The 20,761-nt window shown below is 37.1% G+C and carries 20 protein-coding genes; 17 read left to right on the forward strand and 3 right to left on the reverse strand.

Annotation, left to right across the window (positions count from 1 at the left end):
• Positions 1 to 8 precede the first annotated feature (8 nt).
• The 10 genes from JKP34_RS13750 (at position 9) to JKP34_RS13795 (ending at position 10,219) form a co-directional block, all read left to right on the forward strand.
• Positions 9 to 1,166, forward strand: coding sequence for a cystathionine gamma-synthase (locus tag JKP34_RS13750; RefSeq protein WP_201922589.1), 1,158 nt, complete (start codon positions 9 to 11; stop codon positions 1,164 to 1,166).
• Positions 1,167 to 1,176: 10 nt separating this feature from the next.
• Entirely contained in the window at positions 1,177 to 2,862 is a 1,686-nt protein-coding gene (locus tag JKP34_RS13755) for a 1-acyl-sn-glycerol-3-phosphate acyltransferase (protein WP_201922592.1), read from the forward strand.
• Positions 2,840 to 3,895, forward strand: a complete 1,056-nt coding sequence (locus JKP34_RS13760) for an NAD(P)H-dependent glycerol-3-phosphate dehydrogenase (RefSeq protein WP_201922594.1) — start codon at positions 2,840 to 2,842, stop codon at positions 3,893 to 3,895. Before JKP34_RS13755 ends, JKP34_RS13760 begins: the two co-directional genes overlap by 23 nt.
• Before the next feature lie 179 nt (positions 3,896 to 4,074).
• Positions 4,075 to 4,848 (forward strand): ParA family protein, encoded by a 774-nt coding sequence (locus tag JKP34_RS13765; protein WP_201922597.1) that lies wholly within the window; start codon positions 4,075 to 4,077, stop codon positions 4,846 to 4,848.
• A 3-nt stretch (positions 4,849 to 4,851) separates the two neighbouring features.
• Complete coding sequence (locus JKP34_RS13770; protein WP_201922600.1) at positions 4,852 to 5,766, forward strand: ParB/RepB/Spo0J family partition protein; 915 nt, start codon at positions 4,852 to 4,854, stop codon at positions 5,764 to 5,766.
• Between the two features lie 2 nt (positions 5,767 to 5,768).
• The gene (locus JKP34_RS13775; protein WP_201922603.1) at positions 5,769 to 6,404 is read left to right on the forward strand and encodes a DUF5683 domain-containing protein; all 636 of its coding nucleotides are present in this window, start codon (positions 5,769 to 5,771) and stop codon (positions 6,402 to 6,404) included.
• A gap of 3 nt (positions 6,405 to 6,407) precedes the next feature.
• Positions 6,408 to 7,118 (forward strand): 4-hydroxy-tetrahydrodipicolinate reductase, encoded by a 711-nt coding sequence (gene dapB / locus JKP34_RS13780; RefSeq protein WP_201922606.1) that lies wholly within the window; start codon positions 6,408 to 6,410, stop codon positions 7,116 to 7,118.
• Between the two features lie 26 nt (positions 7,119 to 7,144).
• Positions 7,145 to 8,263, forward strand: coding sequence for a signal peptidase I (gene lepB, locus JKP34_RS13785; protein WP_201922609.1), 1,119 nt, complete (start codon positions 7,145 to 7,147; stop codon positions 8,261 to 8,263).
• Positions 8,264 to 8,375: 112 nt separating this feature from the next.
• A complete protein-coding gene (locus JKP34_RS13790; RefSeq protein WP_201922612.1) occupies positions 8,376 to 9,281 on the forward strand; it encodes an RluA family pseudouridine synthase in 906 nt (301 codons plus the stop codon).
• Positions 9,281 to 10,219, forward strand: a complete 939-nt coding sequence (locus tag JKP34_RS13795; RefSeq protein ID WP_201922615.1) for an NAD(P)-dependent oxidoreductase — start codon at positions 9,281 to 9,283, stop codon at positions 10,217 to 10,219. The genes JKP34_RS13790 and JKP34_RS13795 overlap by 1 nt, the downstream gene beginning before the upstream one ends.
• Before the next feature lie 108 nt (positions 10,220 to 10,327).
• On the opposite strand, the gene JKP34_RS13800 is transcribed toward JKP34_RS13795, so the two are convergent.
• Together JKP34_RS13800 and JKP34_RS13805 are read right to left on the reverse strand one after the other, a co-directional pair.
• Entirely contained in the window at positions 10,328 to 11,221 is an 894-nt protein-coding gene (locus JKP34_RS13800) for a M48 family metallopeptidase (protein WP_201922618.1), read from the reverse strand.
• A 74-nt stretch (positions 11,222 to 11,295) separates the two neighbouring features.
• The gene (locus tag JKP34_RS13805; RefSeq protein ID WP_201922620.1) at positions 11,296 to 12,081 is read right to left on the reverse strand and encodes a hypothetical protein; all 786 of its coding nucleotides are present in this window, start codon (positions 12,079 to 12,081) and stop codon (positions 11,296 to 11,298) included.
• Positions 12,082 to 12,278: 197 nt separating this feature from the next.
• On the opposite strand from JKP34_RS13805, the gene JKP34_RS13810 reads away from it, so the two are divergent.
• From JKP34_RS13810 to JKP34_RS13840, 7 genes are all read left to right on the forward strand, one after another.
• Positions 12,279 to 12,890, forward strand: a complete 612-nt coding sequence (locus JKP34_RS13810) for a fumarylacetoacetate hydrolase family protein (protein ID WP_201922622.1) — start codon at positions 12,279 to 12,281, stop codon at positions 12,888 to 12,890.
• The gene (locus JKP34_RS13815) at positions 12,877 to 14,772 is read left to right on the forward strand and encodes a M23 family metallopeptidase (protein WP_201922625.1); all 1,896 of its coding nucleotides are present in this window, start codon (positions 12,877 to 12,879) and stop codon (positions 14,770 to 14,772) included. The genes JKP34_RS13810 and JKP34_RS13815 overlap by 14 nt, the downstream gene beginning before the upstream one ends.
• 18 nt (positions 14,773 to 14,790) lie before the next feature.
• Positions 14,791 to 15,240 carry a thioredoxin-dependent thiol peroxidase gene (gene bcp, locus JKP34_RS13820; protein ID WP_201922628.1) on the forward strand — a complete coding sequence of 150 codons (450 nt, stop codon included), beginning with the start codon at positions 14,791 to 14,793 and terminating at the stop codon, positions 15,238 to 15,240.
• Between the two features lie 2 nt (positions 15,241 to 15,242).
• Positions 15,243 to 16,094: a transketolase gene (locus JKP34_RS13825; RefSeq protein WP_201922631.1), complete on the forward strand. Its 852-nt coding sequence runs from the start codon at positions 15,243 to 15,245 to the stop codon at positions 16,092 to 16,094.
• A gap of 6 nt (positions 16,095 to 16,100) precedes the next feature.
• Positions 16,101 to 17,486: a vWA domain-containing protein gene (locus JKP34_RS13830; protein WP_201922632.1), complete on the forward strand. Its 1,386-nt coding sequence runs from the start codon at positions 16,101 to 16,103 to the stop codon at positions 17,484 to 17,486.
• Positions 17,487 to 17,491: 5 nt separating this feature from the next.
• A complete protein-coding gene (locus JKP34_RS13835; RefSeq protein WP_201922636.1) occupies positions 17,492 to 18,454 on the forward strand; it encodes a transketolase family protein in 963 nt (320 codons plus the stop codon).
• A gap of 73 nt (positions 18,455 to 18,527) precedes the next feature.
• Positions 18,528 to 18,824 (forward strand): putative quinol monooxygenase, encoded by a 297-nt coding sequence (locus JKP34_RS13840; RefSeq protein ID WP_201922639.1) that lies wholly within the window; start codon positions 18,528 to 18,530, stop codon positions 18,822 to 18,824.
• A 6-nt stretch (positions 18,825 to 18,830) separates the two neighbouring features.
• On the opposite strand, the gene JKP34_RS13845 is transcribed toward JKP34_RS13840, so the two are convergent.
• The gene (locus JKP34_RS13845; RefSeq protein ID WP_201922643.1) at positions 18,831 to 20,732 is read right to left on the reverse strand and encodes an ABC-F family ATP-binding cassette domain-containing protein; all 1,902 of its coding nucleotides are present in this window, start codon (positions 20,730 to 20,732) and stop codon (positions 18,831 to 18,833) included.
• Positions 20,733 to 20,761 lie beyond the last annotated feature (29 nt).

Genomic DNA, 20,761 nt, shown 5'->3' on the forward strand with positions numbered 1-20,761 from the left:
TAGAATTTATGAGCGATAATAAAAATTACCGTTTCGGCACCAAAGCTATTCATGCAGGGGTAACACCTGATCCTGCTACAGGAGCTATCATGACGCCCATATATCAGACTACTACATATGCCCAGTCTGCTCCTGGTGAACATAAAGGTTATGAATATAGTCGTTCACAAAACCCGACAAGAACAGCATTAGAAGAGAGTATGGCTGCTCTGGAAAACGGTAAATATGGATTTTGTTATGGCTCAGGATTAGGTGCTATCGATGCAGTCATCAAGATGCTAAATCCTGGTGATGAAGTTATCAGCACTAGTGATTTGTATGGTGGTTCTTACAGAATATTTACAAAGATATTCGAGAAGTACGGGATCAAGTTCAAGTTCATCGACATGAGTGAAGTTGAAAATATTGAAGCCTGTATCACCAAAAACACAAAGCTTATTTGGGTTGAAACGCCTACCAACCCAATGATGACTATAATTGATATTGAGGGAGCTGCCAAAATTGCCAAAGCCCATCATATCACCTTGTGCGTTGATAATACGTTTTCCACACCTTATCTGCAGAATCCGCTTGATTTAGGAGCAGACATCGTCATGCACAGCGTTACTAAATACATTGCTGGTCATTCCGATGTAGTTATGGGAGCTTTAGTAACCAATTCAGAAGAGATAGCTGAACAGCTAGGTTTTATACAGAAAGCAAGTGGTGCCATTCCGGGCCCTCAAGATTGCTTTCTTGTTTTAAGAGGTGTAAAAACCTTGCACCTACGTATGCAAAGACATTGTGAAAATGGTGCTAGTGTAGCTAATTTTCTGCAAAGTTGCGATGCTGTTGACAAGGTGTTATGGCCAGGTTTTAAAAACCATAAAAATCATGACATAGCTTCCAGACAAATGCATGGTTTTGGTGGAATGATTTCCTTTTCATTAAAGGAAGATACCAAGGAGGCCGCTATAAAAGTATTGAAGAAGTTTAAATTGTTTACTTTAGCTGAATCACTTGGTGGAGTAGAATCTTTATGTGGGCATCCTGCAAGTATGACACATGCCAGCATACCCAAAGCAGAAAGAGAAAAAGTTGGACTATCAGATTCACTCATTAGACTCAGTGTAGGCGTTGAAGATATTGAAGATCTTATCGTTGACCTAAAACAGGCGTTATCTTAAAATTTAAATAATGCAGCTTAAGTCTTATCAAAGTAAAAGAAAATACGACCCGATTCTTCCAGGATCAGAGGATTGGCCAGTAGTTCAAATTAGCAGAAATAGGAAAGAATTTATTCAGGAAGTAAGTGAAGCTGCTATTAGTAGAATAAAGGAATTAACTCGTAACAAAACCGCTCTTATTGAAGAGTTGGAAACTACTTTATACAAAGAAAAAGCCAGAATTAAGGAAAACCCTTGGAAGGTTGATCCTGATGATGATTATTCCTTTTGGAGCAAAGTGAAAGCTCAACTGGTTGACTTAAGTCAGAAAAGAAATAAGGATCAGGAAGAAGTTGATGAATTACTGGAACGTATTGTATTGCGCTATGCTACTGAGGTAGCAGGCAATTTTAATCCTAGCTCATATCGTTTTGCACGAGCAGTAGCCACTTTCGGATTTAGTCGATTGCTCAACGCAGCCCGGCTTAAGAAATTTGGGGCCTTCTGGAGAAATGAACTTACGCTGAATGATAAAATCCATATTAATGGAGAAGTAGAAAAATTAAGAGCAATGGCTAAAAAAGGAACTATCGTAATAGTGCCTACCCATTCCAGCAACCTTGATTCTATTCTGATTGGTTGGGTTATTTACACCCTTGGCTTACCACCTGTTATTTACGGTGCGGGGCTCAACCTTTTTAACATAAGCCTTATAGCTTATTTTATGAATAGCCTCGGTGCCTATAAGGTCGACAGAAGAAAGAAGAATGTAATTTACCTTGAAACACTAAAGGCCTATTCAGCATTAGCCCTTAAAAAAGGTTGCCAAAGCTTATTTTTCCCGGGTGGTACTCGTTCCAGAAGTGGTAAATTAGAAAAAGATTTAAAGCTTGGCCTTTTAGGAACTGCTGTTGAAGCTCAGCGCATTAACATTCAGGAAGATGGCGATAAAGCCGAAAAGATTTTCATTGTTCCTGTTAGCCTTAATTACCACTTTGTGCTGGAAGCTCCCAGCCTCATCAGGCAATATTTAGAAAGAAAAGGTCAGGAAAGATATTATGTAGAAAATGACGAATTCTCTTCCTCCTATAAAATCTTAACCTTCTTATTTAAGTTCTTTACAAAGGGTTCCGATATATCCGTTTCCATAGGTGAACCAATGGATGTTATGGGCAACCCTGTTGATGATGATGGTTACAGCCTGGATCCTAAAAACAGGAGAATTGACATCAAAGATTACTTTATTTCGCAGAATAAAGTAACCATTAACAAACAGCGTGAAGAAGAATATACTCGCATGCTTGCCGGGAAAATCACTCAACAGTACAGCAAAATTGCCCGGGTCTTTTCAAGCCATTTAGTGGCTTTTTGTGCTTTTGAAATTCTGGCAAAGCGCAATAAAAGATTAGATTTCTTCTCGCTGTTAAGGTTACCAGATGAAGATTTAATTATTCAATTTCCTGAATTTAAAAACACCTGTAAGCTAATCAGAGAAAAAATATTTGAGCGGGTAGAGCAAGAAAAAATGACTGTTGCCAACCACATGCTCGAAGATCTGGACAGTGTTATAGAACATGGCCTGCATAATTTAGGAATGTATCATGCTAAACGTCCGCTCATTAAAACTGATGATGGCAACATTACCACGATGGATATTAACCTATTGTATTTTTACAGAAACAGACTAGATGGATATGGCCTCGAAAAGTACATTTAAGAAACCTATCGGTGTAATTGGCGCGGGTAGTTTTGGGCTTTCTGTAGCCAATTTACTCGCTGAAAATAATCGTGTGTTATTATACGCCAGAAATCCTCAGGTAGTTGATGAAATAAATAAGCAGAAGGTATACGATGGTTTTGAAATAGATGACCAGATTGAAGCCATTAATGATATGAAGTTATTGGCTGAGCAATGTGATATAATTTTCCCTGTAGTCCCCTCCTCTAATTTTAGAGAGATGATACAGACGCTTTCACCCTATTTACATCCTTATCATATCTTAATTCATGGTACTAAAGGACTTGAATTAAGTCTGGGTGAAGGAAAGAGCCTTTCAGATTATGAAGTACTCGAAAGAAAGCATATCCGTACCATGAGTGAGGTTATTAGGGATGAAAGTGTGGTAGTAAGAGTAGGCTGTTTGGCAGGGCCAAATCTTGCAAGAGAAATTAGTCAAAAGCTACCTGCAGCAACAGTTATTGCCAGTCATTTTGATGAAGTCATTCAGATTGGTCAGCAGCTGTTAAGAAGCGATCGCTTTCAGGTATATGGCAATAAAGATTTAATAGGCGTTGAACTTTGTGGTGTATTAAAAAATATTATCGCTATTGCATCAGGTGCACTTGGTGGGCTTAAACTAGGCGAAAATGCCCGCTCTTTATTAATAAGCCGAGGCATTGCTGAAATTATTTTCCTGGGAAGAGCAATGGGTGGCAAAACACAGTCTTTCATTGGCTTAGCAGGTATTGGTGATTTAGTGGCTACCTCCCACTCTACTCTTAGTAGAAACTACACCGTAGGCCGCAGATTAGCTGAAGGAGAAAAGTTAGAAGATATTTTAGCCGATATGAAAGAGGTGGCTGAAGGTATCAATACCGTGAGGATAGCTTCCAAAATTGCAGAAAGTTTTAAAATCCGTGCTCCTATTACAGAAGCACTACATAGAGTTTTATTTGAGGGAACCACCATAGATGAAGCCTTACAATACTTAATGAAATATCCGCTGAATGCTGATGTTGATTTTATGTAAACCTTACAAAACCTCAGGAAATTGTCATTCAATTTCTCATTAAAAATTCTATCTTTGTGGTTCGCTAAAAATCTGAAAACCCAATTGGGCTACGGTTCATTTAGTTATGCTATTTTATATTTTAGCATAGGCGAATTTTAGGGTTAAAAATATTTTTGAGGTAAAAAAATCATTATAGCATGGGCAAAGTAATAGCAATTGCTAACCAAAAAGGTGGCGTAGGTAAAACAACATCAGCAATAAACCTTGCAGCAAGTTTAGCTGCTTTGGAATACAAAACGCTCATTGTTGATGCCGATCCACAGGCTAACTCTACCTCTGGTATTGGTTTTAATCCAAAAGAAATTGAGAGCAGCATTTACGAATGCATGGTTGACGAGGTTGATGCGCAAGACATCATCATTGAAACAGAGCTGGATTATCTTCATATTCTTCCCTCTCATATTAACCTGGTAGGTGCTGAAGTAGAAATGGTCAACATTGATGACAGAGAATCTCGCATGCGTACTGCTTTGAAAAAAGTGCGCAAAAAATACGACTTCATCATCATTGATTGTTCCCCTTCATTAGGTTTAATAACTATTAATGCGCTTACCGCGGCTGACTCAGTAATCATCCCTGTTCAGTGTGAATATTTCGCATTAGAAGGTTTAGGCAAATTGCTTAACACTATTAAGATTATCCAGACACGTTTGAATACTAAACTGGAAATTGAAGGAATTTTATTAACCATGTATGATGTTAGACTCAACCTTTCAAACCAAGTGGTGGATGAGGTAAAGCAACATTTTAATAAAATGGTATTTAGCACTTTAATACCAAGAAACATCAAGTTAAGTGAGTCACCAAGTTTTGGCCTACCTGCCATTGTGCACGATGCGGAAAGCAAAGGGGCCATTAGTTACTTAAACTTGGCGAAAGAAATAATAAATAATAACGGATTAGGAAAATAGCAGATGGCGGCAAAGAAGTCTAGAAAAGCATTAGGCAGAGGATTAGGGGCTCTTTTACAAGATTCAGAAACATCTAATAAGAAAGAGCAGAATGAAGAGTTAGTACCAGCTAGCGGAGATAAAGCTAGCATCAATGAAATTCCTGTTGAACAGATTGAGGTCAATCCGTTTCAGCCAAGAACTCACTTTGACAAAGAAGCACTTGAAGAGCTTGCCGAGTCAATCAGAATTCAAGGCATTATCCAACCTATTACTGTTAGAAAGCTATCTGATGACAGCTACCAGTTAATATCTGGTGAAAGAAGAACTCAGGCTTCTAAATTAGCTGGTTTAAAGGCAATTCCTGCTTACATCCGAACTGCTGATGATCAGCAAATGCTTGAAATGGCATTGATTGAAAATATTCAGCGTGAAAACCTGAATGCAATAGAGATTGCGCTAAGCTATCAGCGTTTACTTACTGAGTGTGACCTTAAGCAAGAACAATTAGGTGATCGTGTAGGAAAAAACAGAACTACTGTTAACAACTACCTTCGTCTATTAAAACTTCCACCGGATATTCAGTTGGGTCTTAAAGAGAAGAAAATAAGCATGGGACATGCCCGTGCCATTATTAATATCGATGATATTGATAAACAATTGAGTGTCTACAAAAAAACCGTTGCTGATGATTTATCAGTAAGGAAAGTAGAGGCACTTGTGCGTGATTTAGTTAGTGGAAAATCAGAAACTAAAGAAAAGAAAGAATCCAAAGAGTTGCCACATGAAGTTAAAAGTGTGCAAAACAAACTTTCTTCTCACTTCGGAACAAAAATTGGCTTAAAAATTGACGACAAGAACAAAGGAGAGATTAAAATCCCTTTCCTATCTAAAGACGATCTCAATCGTATTTTAGATATTTTGGACGTTGAGCTTTAAACATGCATTTATTTAGAACTGCCTTTATTTTACTTTTAATGAGTCTGACCATTTCTGTTCAGGCTCAAGATTCCGATACTTTAGCTGTAACCGAATCTGGTGATGTAAAACTCTTTGGTAAATCGGCTGATATTGAGTCTTTTAATGTAGAAGACACTACCCACTCACCCCGACTGGCAGCACTATATTCAGCCATCGTACCAGGCTTAGGCCAGTTTTACAATGAGAAATATTGGAAGATACCGTTGGTTTATGCTTTAGGAGCATTTACCGCTTATCAAATAAAGACTAACCATCAAAGGTATATGACGTTTAGGAATGTGCTCTTTAACATAAGAGATGGAAATCCTAATAACAATGATGACTTTGACATTTATACCCAAAGGGGATTTACTGAAGATGCAGTAAATAGAAGGGTTGATGCTTACAAAAGAGATAGAGATTACTGGATTATTTTGGCCGGTGTGTTTTATGTATTAAACATAGTAGATGCTACGGTAGATGCACACTTAAGAGAATTCAACATCAATGAAAACTTAAGCATGCGCGTTGAGTCAAGTTTCCAGTCAAATCCTTATCAGAATATGCAGGCTGGCCTGATGTTAAATTTTAGAGTAAAAGGAAAAAATACATATTAACAGATGAGAATACTTTTAATTGGTCATGGTAAAATGGGAAAAGCTATTGAACAATATGCTATTCAGCGTGACCATACCATAGCCGCAACTGTTGATCTTAACGATCCTTTAATGCCAACAATAGCTGAACAAGCAGATGTAGCTATTGAATTTACTCATCCTGATGCTGCTTTCGAAAACATAAAATTTTGTCTTGAAAATAAAATACCTGTCTTATCCGGAACTACAGGTTGGCTGGATAAAATGCCTGAAATTGAGAAAATCTGTAAAGAAAATGATGGTACTTTTCTTTATGCATCAAATTTCAGTCTGGGTGTAAACTTATTCTTTAAGCTCAATGAGCAACTAGCAGCGTTAATGAACAGGCAGGAAAAATACAAACCTGCTATCACTGAAGTACATCATACTGAAAAAAAAGATGCTCCTTCAGGCACTGCTATAACACTTGCCGAAGGTATTATTGAAGGATTTGACAAAGTGACTGAGTGGAAGCTGGGCAAATCAGAAAAGGAAAATGAACTTCCCATTTTTGCTGAAAGAATTGGTGAAGTACCTGGTACGCACAAGATTACTTATAAGTCTGATGTAGACATGATCAGCATTGAACATGAGGCATTCAGCAGAGATGGTTTTGTGGAAGGTGCAGTATTAGTTGCCGAGTGGTTACCTCAACAAAAAGGAATTAAAAAAATTGATGACTTTCTTAAACTATAGTCAGTTTAAGCAAAATATAAACGAGCATGCGATTACCGTTTTTTAACAAGAAAAAGAAGAAAGAAAAGAAAAAGGAATCATGGGGTGAAGCCCTACTTTTTGCAATAGTAGCAGCTACTATCATCCGTTGGGCAACAGTTGAAGCCTTCGTTATTCCTACCCCTTCAATGGAGGGCACTTTATTGGTAGGAGACTACCTTTTTGTAAGTAAACTTCATTACGGTCCAAGAACACCAATTACGCCATTGCAACTTCCTTTAACGCACAGGAGATTCTATTTTACAGAGAACGTGCCTTCCTATCTTGATTGGATTCAACTGCCACAGTACAGAATACCAGGTTTTAGTGAGGTAAAAAGAAATGATGCAGTAGTATTTAATTACCCTGAAGAGTTACAATATCCTCTGGATTTAAGAGAATATTATATCAAACGATGTGTTGCCATTCCTGGCGATAAACTACAGGTAAAAAATGCTGAACTCTACATAAATGATGAAAAAGCCTATGTACCTGAAGATATTCAGTTTAGCTATTTTATTAAAACTACTCAAACCATAAGGGACAGAGTTTTTGAAGATTATAACATCTGGGATAAAAATTATGTAGGTGGCCAGGGGTATACTGTTCATGCCAAGCCAAAAGATGTAGAAAAAATGAGATCGCTATCTTTTGTAGAGGATATCATCTTCTCTCCTACTCTCCGAAACGGTGAAATTGTTAGCCTGGACTCAACTGATTCAGAGCCATCTACTTTCCCTAAAACACCAGAAACAAGCTGGAATAAAGATTTCTACGGACCCATTGTAGTACCTACCGAAGGTCAAACCATACAAGTGAATCATGAAAACATGCTGATGTATGGCGATGTATTAAGATATTACGAGCATTTGGAAGATGTTAAAATCAGTGATGACAGATTATATATCAATGGCGAAGAAGTAAGTGAATACACCTTCAAACAGAATTACTACTTCATGATGGGTGATAACCGTCACAACTCATGGGATAGCCGCTATTGGGGATTTGTACCTGAAGATCATGTAGTGGGTAAAGCACTATTCATCTGGATGAGCCTAGACCCTAATAAGTCATTATTTAGTTTAGATAAGGTTAGATGGGACAGACTATTTAATGGTATAAACTAAAGTAGCCTTACAATTATTTAAAAGAGTGGAGCTTGCTTCACTCTTTTTTTGTTTATAAAAAGAACAATTACATCCTCTTACTTATTTCTATCTTTGTAGTAAGAAAATACTTATGCAGAAAAAGAAACAATCACCAATCAATCAAGACATAAAAGAATACACGGTTGAAGCTGACCATGAATTACTTAAATACTTACTTGATACATTTAAAAGTAAGAAAAGGCCTGTACTAAAATCTGTGCTTTCTGGAGGGCAAATCAGGGTTAATGGTGAGCTTACTACACAATTCAACCATCCCTTAAAAAAGGGTGATAAATTGAGTATCAACTGGGCCAAGCCAGGTAAAAAACTGAAGCTTAAAAAGCTTAATGTCATCTATGAAGATGCTCACCTTATTGTAATTGAGAAAGAAGCAGGACTCCTTTCAGTTGCTTCAGCGAAAGAAAAGAGCAAAACAGCCATCCAGATTCTGAAAGAACACATGGCTGCCACCAATCCTAACCAAAAAGTATTTATAGTACACAGGCTGGAAAGGGAAATGTCCGGCATATTGGTATTTGCCAAATCGCCTGAAGTGCAATCTACTTTACAAAACGACTGGAATAATTTTGTGGTAGATCGTAGATATGTTGCAGTTACGGAGGGAGTGGTAAAACAAGAAAGTGGTACGCTCAAAAACTACCTCACTGCAAATAAGAATAATCGAGTATTTGTAGGCAAAACAGCTGAAGGCTCAACATTAGCCGTAACAAATTACAAAGTACTAAAGCAGAACAAAGCTTATAGCATGCTGGAACTCAATACTGAAAGCGGATTTAAAAACCAGATTAGAGTTCAATTAGCCAATATTGGGCATCCTGTAACAGGAGACAAAAAATATGGCGCCAGAAAGAATCCTTTAGCACGTGTGGCAATTCATGCGCATCTATTAGAGATATTACACCCTATCACTGGTGATAAACTTAAATTTGAATTGGTGCCTCCATCAAGCTTCAGGAATTTAGTAACCAAAGCATAATGGCTCAGCCTGACACATATCATATCCTCACCTCTGCCAGACATGGAGAGACATTCGAGCAATATGTGAGACAGCATCATCCTGAACTAAAATGCACATATGCTCAATCTGAAGAAGAAGCCTTAAGTATATTGTCCGAGGTTAATGCCTTAGCTGGTTTTAACTTTTTACACAAAACAGATTTAAGTCACTTGAAATGGGTGCACAGCTTTGGTGCAGGAATCGATGCTTTTTTAAGGCACAACTTTTCAGCAGACTTGCTCTTCACAAAAACTGAAGGTGAGATGGGTAAGCGAATGGCTGAATATTGTCTCGCCCATGTGCTAACCTCACTACAAAAGATCAACTATTTTCAGCAGTTACAGCATAACAGAGAATGGATTCAGACAGAAACTGATGCATTATTTGAGCGAGACATCTACATACTAGGAACTGGCAATATTGGTAGTGCTATTGCGAAAATATTTAAGCCTTTGGCCAATAAAGTTGTTGGCATAAATACTCGAGCTAATTTGATCGATGGTTTTTCAGCATGCATTACCATTGAACAGTTAAAGCGCCTCAAATTAGACCAAGCTATTTTTATCAATACACTTCCCTTAACAGCTGCAACAAAAGACTTAATTGATGCATCCATTTTCAACAATAAAAAGGATTTGATTTTTATAAATGTTGGTCGTGGTGCAACACTTAACGAAGTTGATCTACTGCACGCCATCGAAAAAGGACAAGTTAAAAAGGCTATTCTTGATGTTTTCAGAAAAGAACCACTGCCAGAGGACTCTGAATTGTGGAATAATAAAGCCATTACAATAACACCTCATATTTCTGGTTTAACAAGCTTTGAAGATGTAATCAGCAGCTTTGAACAGGTTTATACAGCCATAAAAAAGGGAACCGAAGTTCCCTATCAAGTTGACATAAAAAGACAATATTGAGCCTGCAGCTAGAGTTTAGTTCTTCGTTGATAATCAAGAGTCTAACTACAAAAACGCTTAAAAATTAATTCATCAATTGTTCATTGCCAATTACCAATTGTTAATTGACTAGTTGTCTTTAACTTTTAACTGAATAACATTTTTAGGTTTGCTGTTCACATTCAAATCAGATTTTTCAGTTACCTCACCTATTTCACTATTCTGGGCTTTGTTGCTACTACTGTAATATTGCTTCGCCTCACTCATCCATTTATTTAGGTTTGATATTCTGGTGTCATAATCTGGGTGAGTTGACAAAAACTCAGGAGGAGCGCCTCCACCTTTGGCTTTCATACGCTGCCAGAAATCCGGAGCAGTTTCAGGATTGTAACCTGCCATCGCCATAAAGGTAAGTCCTAATCTATCTGCTTCTGATTCCTGTACTCTGCTAAACTTTAAAATTCCCAATGTACTGCCACCAGTATAAGCAGCCATTGCCAAGGCTTGCGTTTGCTCAGGTTGTTGCTGTAGTGCCACGCCTAAAGCAACACCACCTAATTGCTGTACCAGGGCCTGACTCATGCGTTCACCACCGTGGTTAGCCACAGCATGCGCTACTTCATGCCCCATTACAACCGCTACACCTGCTTCATTTTTACAAATAGGCAGAATACCTGTGTAAAAGGCTACTTTGCCTCCAGGCATGCACCAGGCATTTACTATATCATCTACAATGAGATTAAATTCCCACTTAAAGCCTTCGGTTAGGTCGGATCGCCCTTTCTGATCAAGGTATTTCTCTACAGAGTTTTTAATGTTGTTCCCTACTCTTTTAATCATTTGCACCTTCTCCTGATCATTAGAAAGTTTATTTTCTTTCAGTACCTGATCGTACGAATCAAAGCTGGAAGCCATTAATTGGTTATCACCGATTAAATCGAGTTGCTTTCTGTTAGTGAGTGGGGCTTTACTGCACCCAACGAAAATGATGGTAAGTATAAAAAATTGAATAAGTCTGTTCATAGTAAATTGTGTTTAAAAGTAAACAACCAAATATGTATTATTTGTTTAACAATTTACAGCTAATACTGAAAATTTCACGGCATTATTAGCCTTTTGTCTTCAACAGTAAATTTGGCAATAATACTTCTTAGATACTCGTCTGATCCTAATAAGTTTATCAAACTTAATAATTCAGAAATCTGAGACTTTAATTGTATATTCTTAATTTTCTCTCCATAGTTATAACAATATTTCCTTTGGACTTCATAATCATTAAACTTAAAAACCATGTTGATAAAAAATATTGCATGTTTATTTAAACTTGAATAGAAGGAATAAATAGTTTCTGAGTTAATAAATATCAGACTCGTTGCATTGATATTATCTTTAATATCATTCAAGTATTGTAAAGCGATCAATATTTTATAGATATTATAGCCTTCAATTAATGCATCAAAAAAGTTAAAATGTGACACCTCCTCATTTTCGTTTTGGGAATATAAATCATCATAAAGTGCTCCCAATAAAATAAAACATTCTTCTAAATTAGATGAATACCTATTATCTAGCAACGAATCATATTTCTGATTTAACTTATCTATTTTTTGTTTTTCGTATAAAAGAAGGTTTAGATCATTAATGCGCGAAAATTCTTCTTGTTGTTGTCTAAAATTAACATAAAGTAAAATGATCGTAGCAGCTGATAGCACAATACCTATTGGAGTATATATATTGCTAATATGGTTAAAGTAATCAGGATTAATTGTACCATCATATATAAACCATTGAACAGTAAATATTGAACCTACACCAATTACGAGAATTAAAATAACTATTAATCCCAGATACTTGTAAAGGAATTTATTGGTTGAAAATTTCATGTCAATTATTTACTCCTAAAGTATATTTTATTAATCTTAATTGAAAGCGAAGCATAAGATAAATAGAGTATTTAATACCAATTAAAGAACACTTATCTATTGCCAAAAAATGAAGTATTCAATGTTTATTTATCAATTTACTACAAATGGGTTTCTAGTGTAAAAAGAAAGGCTATTTTTGCGTAAAAGTTTTCAGCATGAAGATTTTAGCAATAGGAAGAAACTACGCAGACCACATTAAAGAACTCCACAACGAGCGTTCTGAGGAGCCTGTAATCTTCACTAAGCCTGATACGGCCCTGCTCAAAAACAACGACCCTTTTTACTACCCTGACTTTAGCAATGACATCCACCATGAGCTGGAAGTTATTATTAGGATTTGCAGAGAGGGAAAGCATATTGAAGAGGAACATGCACACAAATATTACGACAAAGTCGGTTTAGGTATCGATTTCACCGCTCGTGATTTGCAATCAAAAGCCAAAGAAAAAGGTTTACCATGGGCCATCGCCAAAGGCTTCAATGGATCTGCCCCTATTTCAGAGTGGAAAGAAAAGCAAGATATTGCTGACCTCAACAATCTTAATTTTAGCTTAAAAGTGAATGGTGAGGAGAAGCAAAATGGTAATACTTCCTTCATGCTTTTTTCGTTTGATTACATTGTGGCTTACCTCTCTAAATTTTTCACCCTTAAAACCGGAGACATTATTTATACAGGTACTCCCAAAGGAGTTGGGCCTGTAAAAATTGGAGACAAGCTGGAAGCATTTTTAGAACAAGAAAAACTACTTGATTTTGAGGTTAAATAAATTCTTAGCACTTTTTATATTATCACTATGCATTCAACAGACGGTTGCTCAAACCGTTGAAACCTACCTTTTCCCGGTTAATCCGGACAAAAAGAATTTCCTGGCCGGCACAATGGGCGAACTTCGCTCCTCTCACTTTCACGCTGGCATTGATATCAAAACTGGCGGACAAGAAGGCCTACCAATATTAGCTACTAAGTCAGGCTATATTACCAGAATTAAAGTTTCCACTGGTGGCTATGGCAATGCTCTTTACATGCTGCATCCTGATGGAAATACTTCAGTTTATGCGCACCTGAGAGAGTTTGCCCCTGAAATTGAGCAATGGGTAAAAGAAGCACAATACGAGCAAAAGACTTTCGAAATAGAGTTATTCCCCGAAAAAGATCAATTCTACTTTAAGCAGGGAGAAGAAATTGCCAAATCAGGTAATACGGGCGGATCAACAGGTCCACATTTGCATTTTGAAATTAGAGATCCTGAGCAGAAGGTGCTTAATCCGCTACACTACGGTTTTATGGAAGTCAAAGATGATATTCCTCCCATCGTTCAGGATTTAGCCATCAGACCAAGAAATGAAGCTTCAAGGATCAATGACCAATATAAAAGAACAAATGTAGACTTGATTAGGTCCGGTTTTAATTATCAGGCAAAAGATACTATTCATGCTTCAGGTGAAATAGGACTTGAATTATTGGCTCATGATAAGCTGAATGGTGCAGCCAATAAAAATGGTGTGAGTATTATTGAAATGAAAGTGAATGATAGTTTATACTTTCTACAAAGTATCGATAGCATGTCTTTTTCGCTGCAAAGACATATTTTGGTGCATTATCCGTATGATGTGAAAATAACCCAAGGCAGCCGATATCATAACTTATACATTGATAATGGGAATGCATTGGACTACTATAAGAATGTTGTAAACAGGGGTTGGCTAACTATTGAAAAAGATAGCATTTACCATGTGGAAATTAACATGTATGACCCTTATGAAAATCAGAGTACGCTTAGATTATTGATAAAAGGCAAAGAAGCAGATACGGTTTTATACAAAAACACAGCTTTTGAGCTGGATGAAATAGATTATGAAATTGAAAATGGCATCATTAAGTTTTATGCCCTTTCTGACTGCATTGAAAAGAATAATACTGAATTATCGGTAAGATTAGCTGATGGCATTGTAGGCCTGCAGCCTAGCTATTATTTACAAAAAACAGCCGTTTATTTATGGAATACCAATAAAGGCATGCCTGAGTCAGCTTTAAGCTGTGGGCCGGGTGTTGAGGTGAATGAAAAGATGATTCTTCCCGGAAAAAATACTAGCCTAACTGCTGAAAACTTCACCGTAGACTTTCATTCATACAGTCTTTTTGACACCATATTTGTCAGTACCGATTATCAGTTTGAAAGTACCGATTCGCTAGAAATATTCTCATTGCAGCCTCAAATATATCCATTGAAGAACAGCATAGATATTAGCCTTAATCCTCAATTGGTGTATCCAAATAAAGATAGAACTGCTGTATATGCAACGAGTGGTGAAGGTGATTTCGCTTATGAGGGTGGTGAATGGCAAAGTGATGGTACTATTGAATTCAGGACTCGAGATTTAGGAGATTATACTTTATTAACTGATACAATTCCACCATCAATTAACAGAATTAACCAAACCCTGTATTTCAAAATTGACGATGATTTATCAGGAATAAAAACCTACAATGCCTATTTAAATGGTGAGTGGATATTATTAAAATACGAGCCTAAGCAGAACTTAGTCTGGGTAGAATGGCTCAATAATGAACAAAACAAAAAAGGAGAATTTGAATTAATTGTAGAAGATCAGGCTGGAAATACCAACAGTATCAAATTCAATTTATAACCTTATAAAATTTACAAAATGGAACTAAATATAGGCGATAAAGCACCAGATTTCACCGCAAAAGATCAGGATGGAAACGACATCTCACTTGCTGATTTTAAAGGTAAAAAGGTAGTACTATACTTCTATCCTAAAGATAGTACACCTGGCTGTACAGCTCAAGCATGTAACTTAAGAGACAATTATCAAGACTTACTTGACAAAGGTTATGCAGTTATTGGAGTAAGTCAGGACAGTGAAAAATCGCACAAAAAATTCATAGAAAAGCAATCATTGCCTTTCCCTCTTATTGCTGATACCGATCATACAGTTCACAACTTATATGGCACATGGGGTGAGAAAAAAATGTATGGTAGAACATATATGGGAACATTTAGAACTACTTTTGTGATAGATGAAGAAGGCAAGATTGAGGACATCATTAAAAAAGTAAAAACAAAAGAACATACTGCTCAAATATTAAACTAATTATGGCAAGTCAGGCAAATATTCAGGAATTAGAAAAAGTAGCATCTCAGGTACGTAGAGATATTGTAAGAATGGTGCATGCCGTGCAATCAGGCCACCCAGGTGGTTCATTAGGTTGTACGGATTTTATGGTAGCATTATATTTCCATGTACTTAAGCATGATAAAAGCTTCAATCCTGATGGTAAAAATGAAGATCTATTCTTCCTATCTAACGGACATATTTCTCCTGTATGGTACAGCGTATTAGCTCATGCCGGATATTTTGAAGTAAGCGAATTAGCTACTTTCAGAAAAATCAATTCTCGTCTGCAGGGTCATCCTACGCCTGAAGAAGGTTTGCCAGGCATTAGAGTAGCTTCCGGCTCATTAGGCCAGGGCTTATCGGTGGCATTAGGCGCAGCACAAACTAAAAAGCTTAACAAAGATAATTCCCTGGTATTTGCACTTCTGGGTGATGGTGAATTGCAAGAAGGTCAGGTTTGGGAAGCAGCCATGTATGCCGCACACCATAACGTTGATAATATCATTGCTACAATCGACTTAAATGGTCAGCAGATTGATGGTTCGACTAAGCAGGTAATGGATTTAAAAGACATTAAAGCTAAGTGGCAAGCTTTTGGTTGGGATGTGATAGAAAGCGATGGCAACAACATGGACGAAATTGTTAAATGCCTTGAGCATGCCAAAAGCTTAACAGGCAAAGGCAAACCTATTGTTAACTTGATGAAAACTGAAATGGGTGCCGGTGTTGACTTCATGATGGGCTCTCACAAATGGCATGGTATTGCACCAAGCGATGAGCAGTTGGCAGATGCTTTAGATCAGTTGGAAGAAACAATTGGCGATTATTAAGTCTTTTTGAAAAGTTTTAAAACCATATTAATAGTAATTCTTGTCTTCATTGCTGGCAATTTGCGTGCTCAGGAAGTACAGCAAAGTCTACCAGAGAAGACAAGAATTCTTTTTCTCTTTGACGCATCAGGTAGCATGCTGGCTCCTTGGGGAAATCAGCTCAGAATAGATGCCGCAAAAGAAATTTTATCTGACTTGGTTGATTCATTACGGGTTAATAACAAGGTAGAAATAGCATTGAGAGCTTACGGACACCTCTCTCCTGCTAAAGAACAAAATTGTAAAGATACCAAGCTGGAAATACCGTTTTCAGCCAACAACCATGATGCCATCATACAGAGGTTAAAGTACATCTACCCTAAAGGAACCACTCCAATTGCTTATTCATTAGAAAGGGCAGCAAATGACTTCCCCGAGAATGATGAGTACAGAAACATTATGATCATCATTACTGATGGAATAGAGTCATGCGATGGTGATCCTTGCGATGTATCCTTAGCCTTGCAAAAGAAACGCATCTTTCTAAAACCTTTTGTAATTGGTTTGGGCATGAAAGAACAGTTTGCCAATCAATTCGACTGCATGGGTAAATATTTCAATGCAAAAGACATTGAAGCATTTAGAGCAGTATTGAATGGCATTCTGGATCAATCATTGAGCAAAACTACAGCCAGCGTTGAATTGCTTGATGAAAATGGCAGACCAAATGAAACGAATGTAAATGTCTCGTTTATCAATAATTTCACAGGCATTTCAGAATTTGATTTTGTTCATTGGAGAGATAGCCAAGGAAGACCAGACACCGTTGAGGTAGATCCTGTACTTACCTATGATGTAGTAGTGAATACGATTCCATCTGTGAGAAAAGAAAATATTTTTCTTAAAGGCGGTACTCATAATGTAATTAAAATTAAAAGCCCACAAGGTGGATTAAAGATCAATCAGGATAATAGTTTTGAGTACGATGAAGCAGTGATAGCACTCGTGCGAAAGGCGAATAATCCTGAGATAATTTATACGCAGCCTGTTAAATCAACTGTAAAGTATTTGATGGGTTCATATGATATTGAGCTACTGACCTTACCAAGAACCTACTTAAATGATGTGAAAATCAGGCAAGGAAAGCTCAATGAAATTGATATTCCCGCTCCTGGGCGATTGAATATAGCCTACAGCAGTAAAGGCGTTGGTAGCTTGTATCAGCTTGATGACCAAGGCATACAGCGTTTAATCAAAAGAATTGATCCGGATGGCGGTAAGATTAGCTTTGGCATTCAGCCAGGCAATTATAAGCTTGTTTACAGGTCGGATAAAGCATTAGGAAGTAAGTATACTCAAATAAAAACTTTTAGCATCACTTCAGGTGCTACCCAAACAATTAGAATTTATTAAACTAAATGGCAGCAACTAAATACACTTACACAGAGCAAAAAGATACCAGATCAGGTTTTGGAGATGGTTTGTTAGAAGTAGCTAAAAAGAACGAAAATGTGGTTGGCCTTTGTGCCGATCTTACTGGCTCCTTAAAGATGGGAGACTTCCAAAAGGAGTTTCCTGAAAGATTTTATCAAACAGGAATTGCGGAAGCCAATATGATGGGATTGGCCGCAGGTATGACTATTGGAGGAAAAATACCTTATACAGGTACTTTTGCCAATTTCTCTACTGGTAGGGTTTATGACCAAATCAGGCAATCAATAGCCTATTCAGAAAAAAATGTTAAAATATGTGCTTCACATGCTGGGCTTACTTTAGGAGAAGATGGTGCTACTCACCAAATCCTTGAAGACATTGGCATGATGCGCATGCTCCCAAACATGACGGTTATTAACCCATGCGACTATAACCAAACTAAAGCGGCCACCATTGCCATTGCAGATCATCATGGACCAGTTTACTTAAGATTTGGAAGACCAAAGGTTCCAATTTTCACAAGTGCTGATCAACCTTTTGAGATTGGTAAAGCCATAAAAATGATTGAAGGTAGTGATGTAACTATTTTTGCTACTGGTCATTTGGTTTGGGAAGCAGTAGAGGCAGAAGCCATCTTAAGAGAAAAAGGAATTAGTGTTGAATTAATCAATATTCATACAATAAAGCCGATAGATGCAGAAGCTATTATTGCATCTGCTAAAAAGACTGGTTGTGTAGTTACAGCTGAAGAACACCAGAAAAATGGTGGTTTAGGTGATGCAGTTGCCAATGTATTAGCTGAAAACCTACCTACTCCTCAACAATATGTAGCAGTAGATGACCAATTTGGAGAAAGTGGTAAACCGGCAGAATTAATGACCAAATATGGCTTAGATGCTCAGCACATTGTTATAGCTGCTGAGAAAGCTATTGAGAGAAAGAAATAAGGAATAATGTTAACTTAAAGGCATCTGGTATCTTTATCAGATGCCTTTTTTTGTTTCAAATTAACAATGAACTATGATTATTAGAATTGTCAGAATGACCTTTCGGGAGGATAAAATTTCAGAGTTCCTCGCCATATTTGACCAATATAAAGAGGCTATTAGAAAGCAACCTGGCTGTACACACCTAGAGCTATTGCAAGATTATAACCATACCAATGTATACAGCACTTACAGCTATTGGGACAATGAAGAGGCCTTAAACAATTATAGACATTCAGAAACTTTTGGGAAAGTATGGCCTGCAACAAAAAAGCTTTTCTCTGCAAAGCCAGAGGCTCATTCTTATTTAGTTAGGGCAAAAATAGACTAGACAACTTCACATTTCCATAACAAGCTCTTCCCATTTTTTATTTAGCTCTGTAATTTGAGTGTTTACTTTTTCAAATTGTTGATTTACTTCAAATAACTTGTCAGGATTACCATAAACAGAAGGTTTGGCCATCTCCTCTTCTATCTTTGATTTCTCAAATTCGAGCTTTTCAATTTGGCTTTCCAACTTATCTACCTCTTTTTGCTTCTGTTTAGTCTCTGCATCATCCTTTGGCTTTACATTCTTAGGCTTCTGGCTTTTTTCTGCGTCTTTATTTTTTACTTTGTCTCCTTCATTGGTGCTTTGTTGAGATAATCTTTGTTCATACCAATATTGAAACTCATCATAACCTCCGGGATACTCAACAACCTTGTGATCTTCAATAAACCAAATCTTATTAGCTACACCTCTTATGAAGTTTCTGTTGTGCGAAACAGTAATAAATGAACCTTCATAATGCTGCAAGGCCTGTATCAGGATATTTTCAGACTGCATATCAAGGTGGTTAGTAGGCTCATCAAGTAGCAAAAAGTTTGCATTGGAAATCATGGTTTTGCAAAGTGCTACACGCGATTTCTCCCCTCCTGACAATACTTTTATCTTTTTGTAAACTTCCTCATCCTGAAATAAGAAGTTACCTAATAAATTTCTTAGCTCCTGCTCTGTTCTATCACTACCCGCCTGCTTGAGCTCATCAAGAATTTCATTATTTATGTTTAAAGACTCCAATTGATGCTGAGCAAAAAAACCAAATTCAACATTATAGCCTTCTTCTCGCTTTCCTTCAATATGCTCATCACCTGCAATAATTCTTAATAAGGTAGATTTACCTTTACCATTAGCACCTATCAGAGCAATTTTATCTCCCCTTTCGATATGAGCAGTTGTATTTTCGAGAATCTGATTGTCTCCATAAGCCTTCGACAGTTGATCTAGTCTCACAATATGCCTACCAGACTTATTATTGATTTTAAAGCTAAAATTGATGGTAGCATTGTTATCCACCACAGCATCAACCTTATCCATTTTGTTGAGGGCCTTAACTCTCGACTGCACCTGTTTAGCCTTAGTTGCTTTAGAACGAAAGCGCTCTATAAATTTCTCAGTTTGCTTAATTTTCTGCTGTTGGTTTTCAAAGGCATTCTGTTGAAGTTCCGCTCTTAATGACTTTTCCTCCTGATAGAAAGAATATGATCCCGCATAATAGTTTAACTGAAATTGGTCTACCTCTACAGTTACCTCTATAGTTCTATCCAAAAACTCTCTATCATGAGAAACAATTATATATGCACCCTCATAGGTCTTTAAATAATTCTCAATCCATTGTATAGAAGGTAAGTCTAAATGGTTGGTAGGTTCATCAAGCATTAATAAAGAGGGTTTTTCAAGAAGAAGCTTAGCGAGCATTACTCTCATTCTCCAACCACCTGAAAATTGCTTCAATGGTTTCTGTAAGTCATCTGTAGAGAAGCCTATTCCTTCCAGAATCTCTTCCGCTTTAGCTTGAATGCTGTAGCCCTCTAGCATCTCAAACTGCTCCTGAGCTTTAGTTAATTTATCAACTAAGTCATCGGAATAGTTCTCTTCCATTTGCTTTAATATCTCATCAATCCTTTTTTGAAGCTTTAAAGCATCTTTAAATGCAGTCATTGCTACGCTCAAAATACTTTCATCAGTCTGATAAGACAGTAGATCCTGATTGAGGAAGCCTATGGTACAGTCCTTACTCTTCTGTACTTCCCCGCTATCTGGTGTAATATCACCATTTATTATTTTGAGCAAAGTAGATTTACCCTGTCCATTTAAACCTATTAAGCCTATTTTATCTTTTGGTTTAATGTGTAAGGAAGCTTCTGCAAATAAAGGTCTGTCGCCTATATAATAACTAAGATTGTTGATCGATAACATGCTGCAAAACTACGAGAGAGTGAACAGAA

The sequence above is a fragment of the Marivirga atlantica genome, assembly GCF_016734805.1.
Classification (GTDB): domain Bacteria; phylum Bacteroidota; class Bacteroidia; order Cytophagales; family Cyclobacteriaceae; genus Marivirga; species Marivirga atlantica.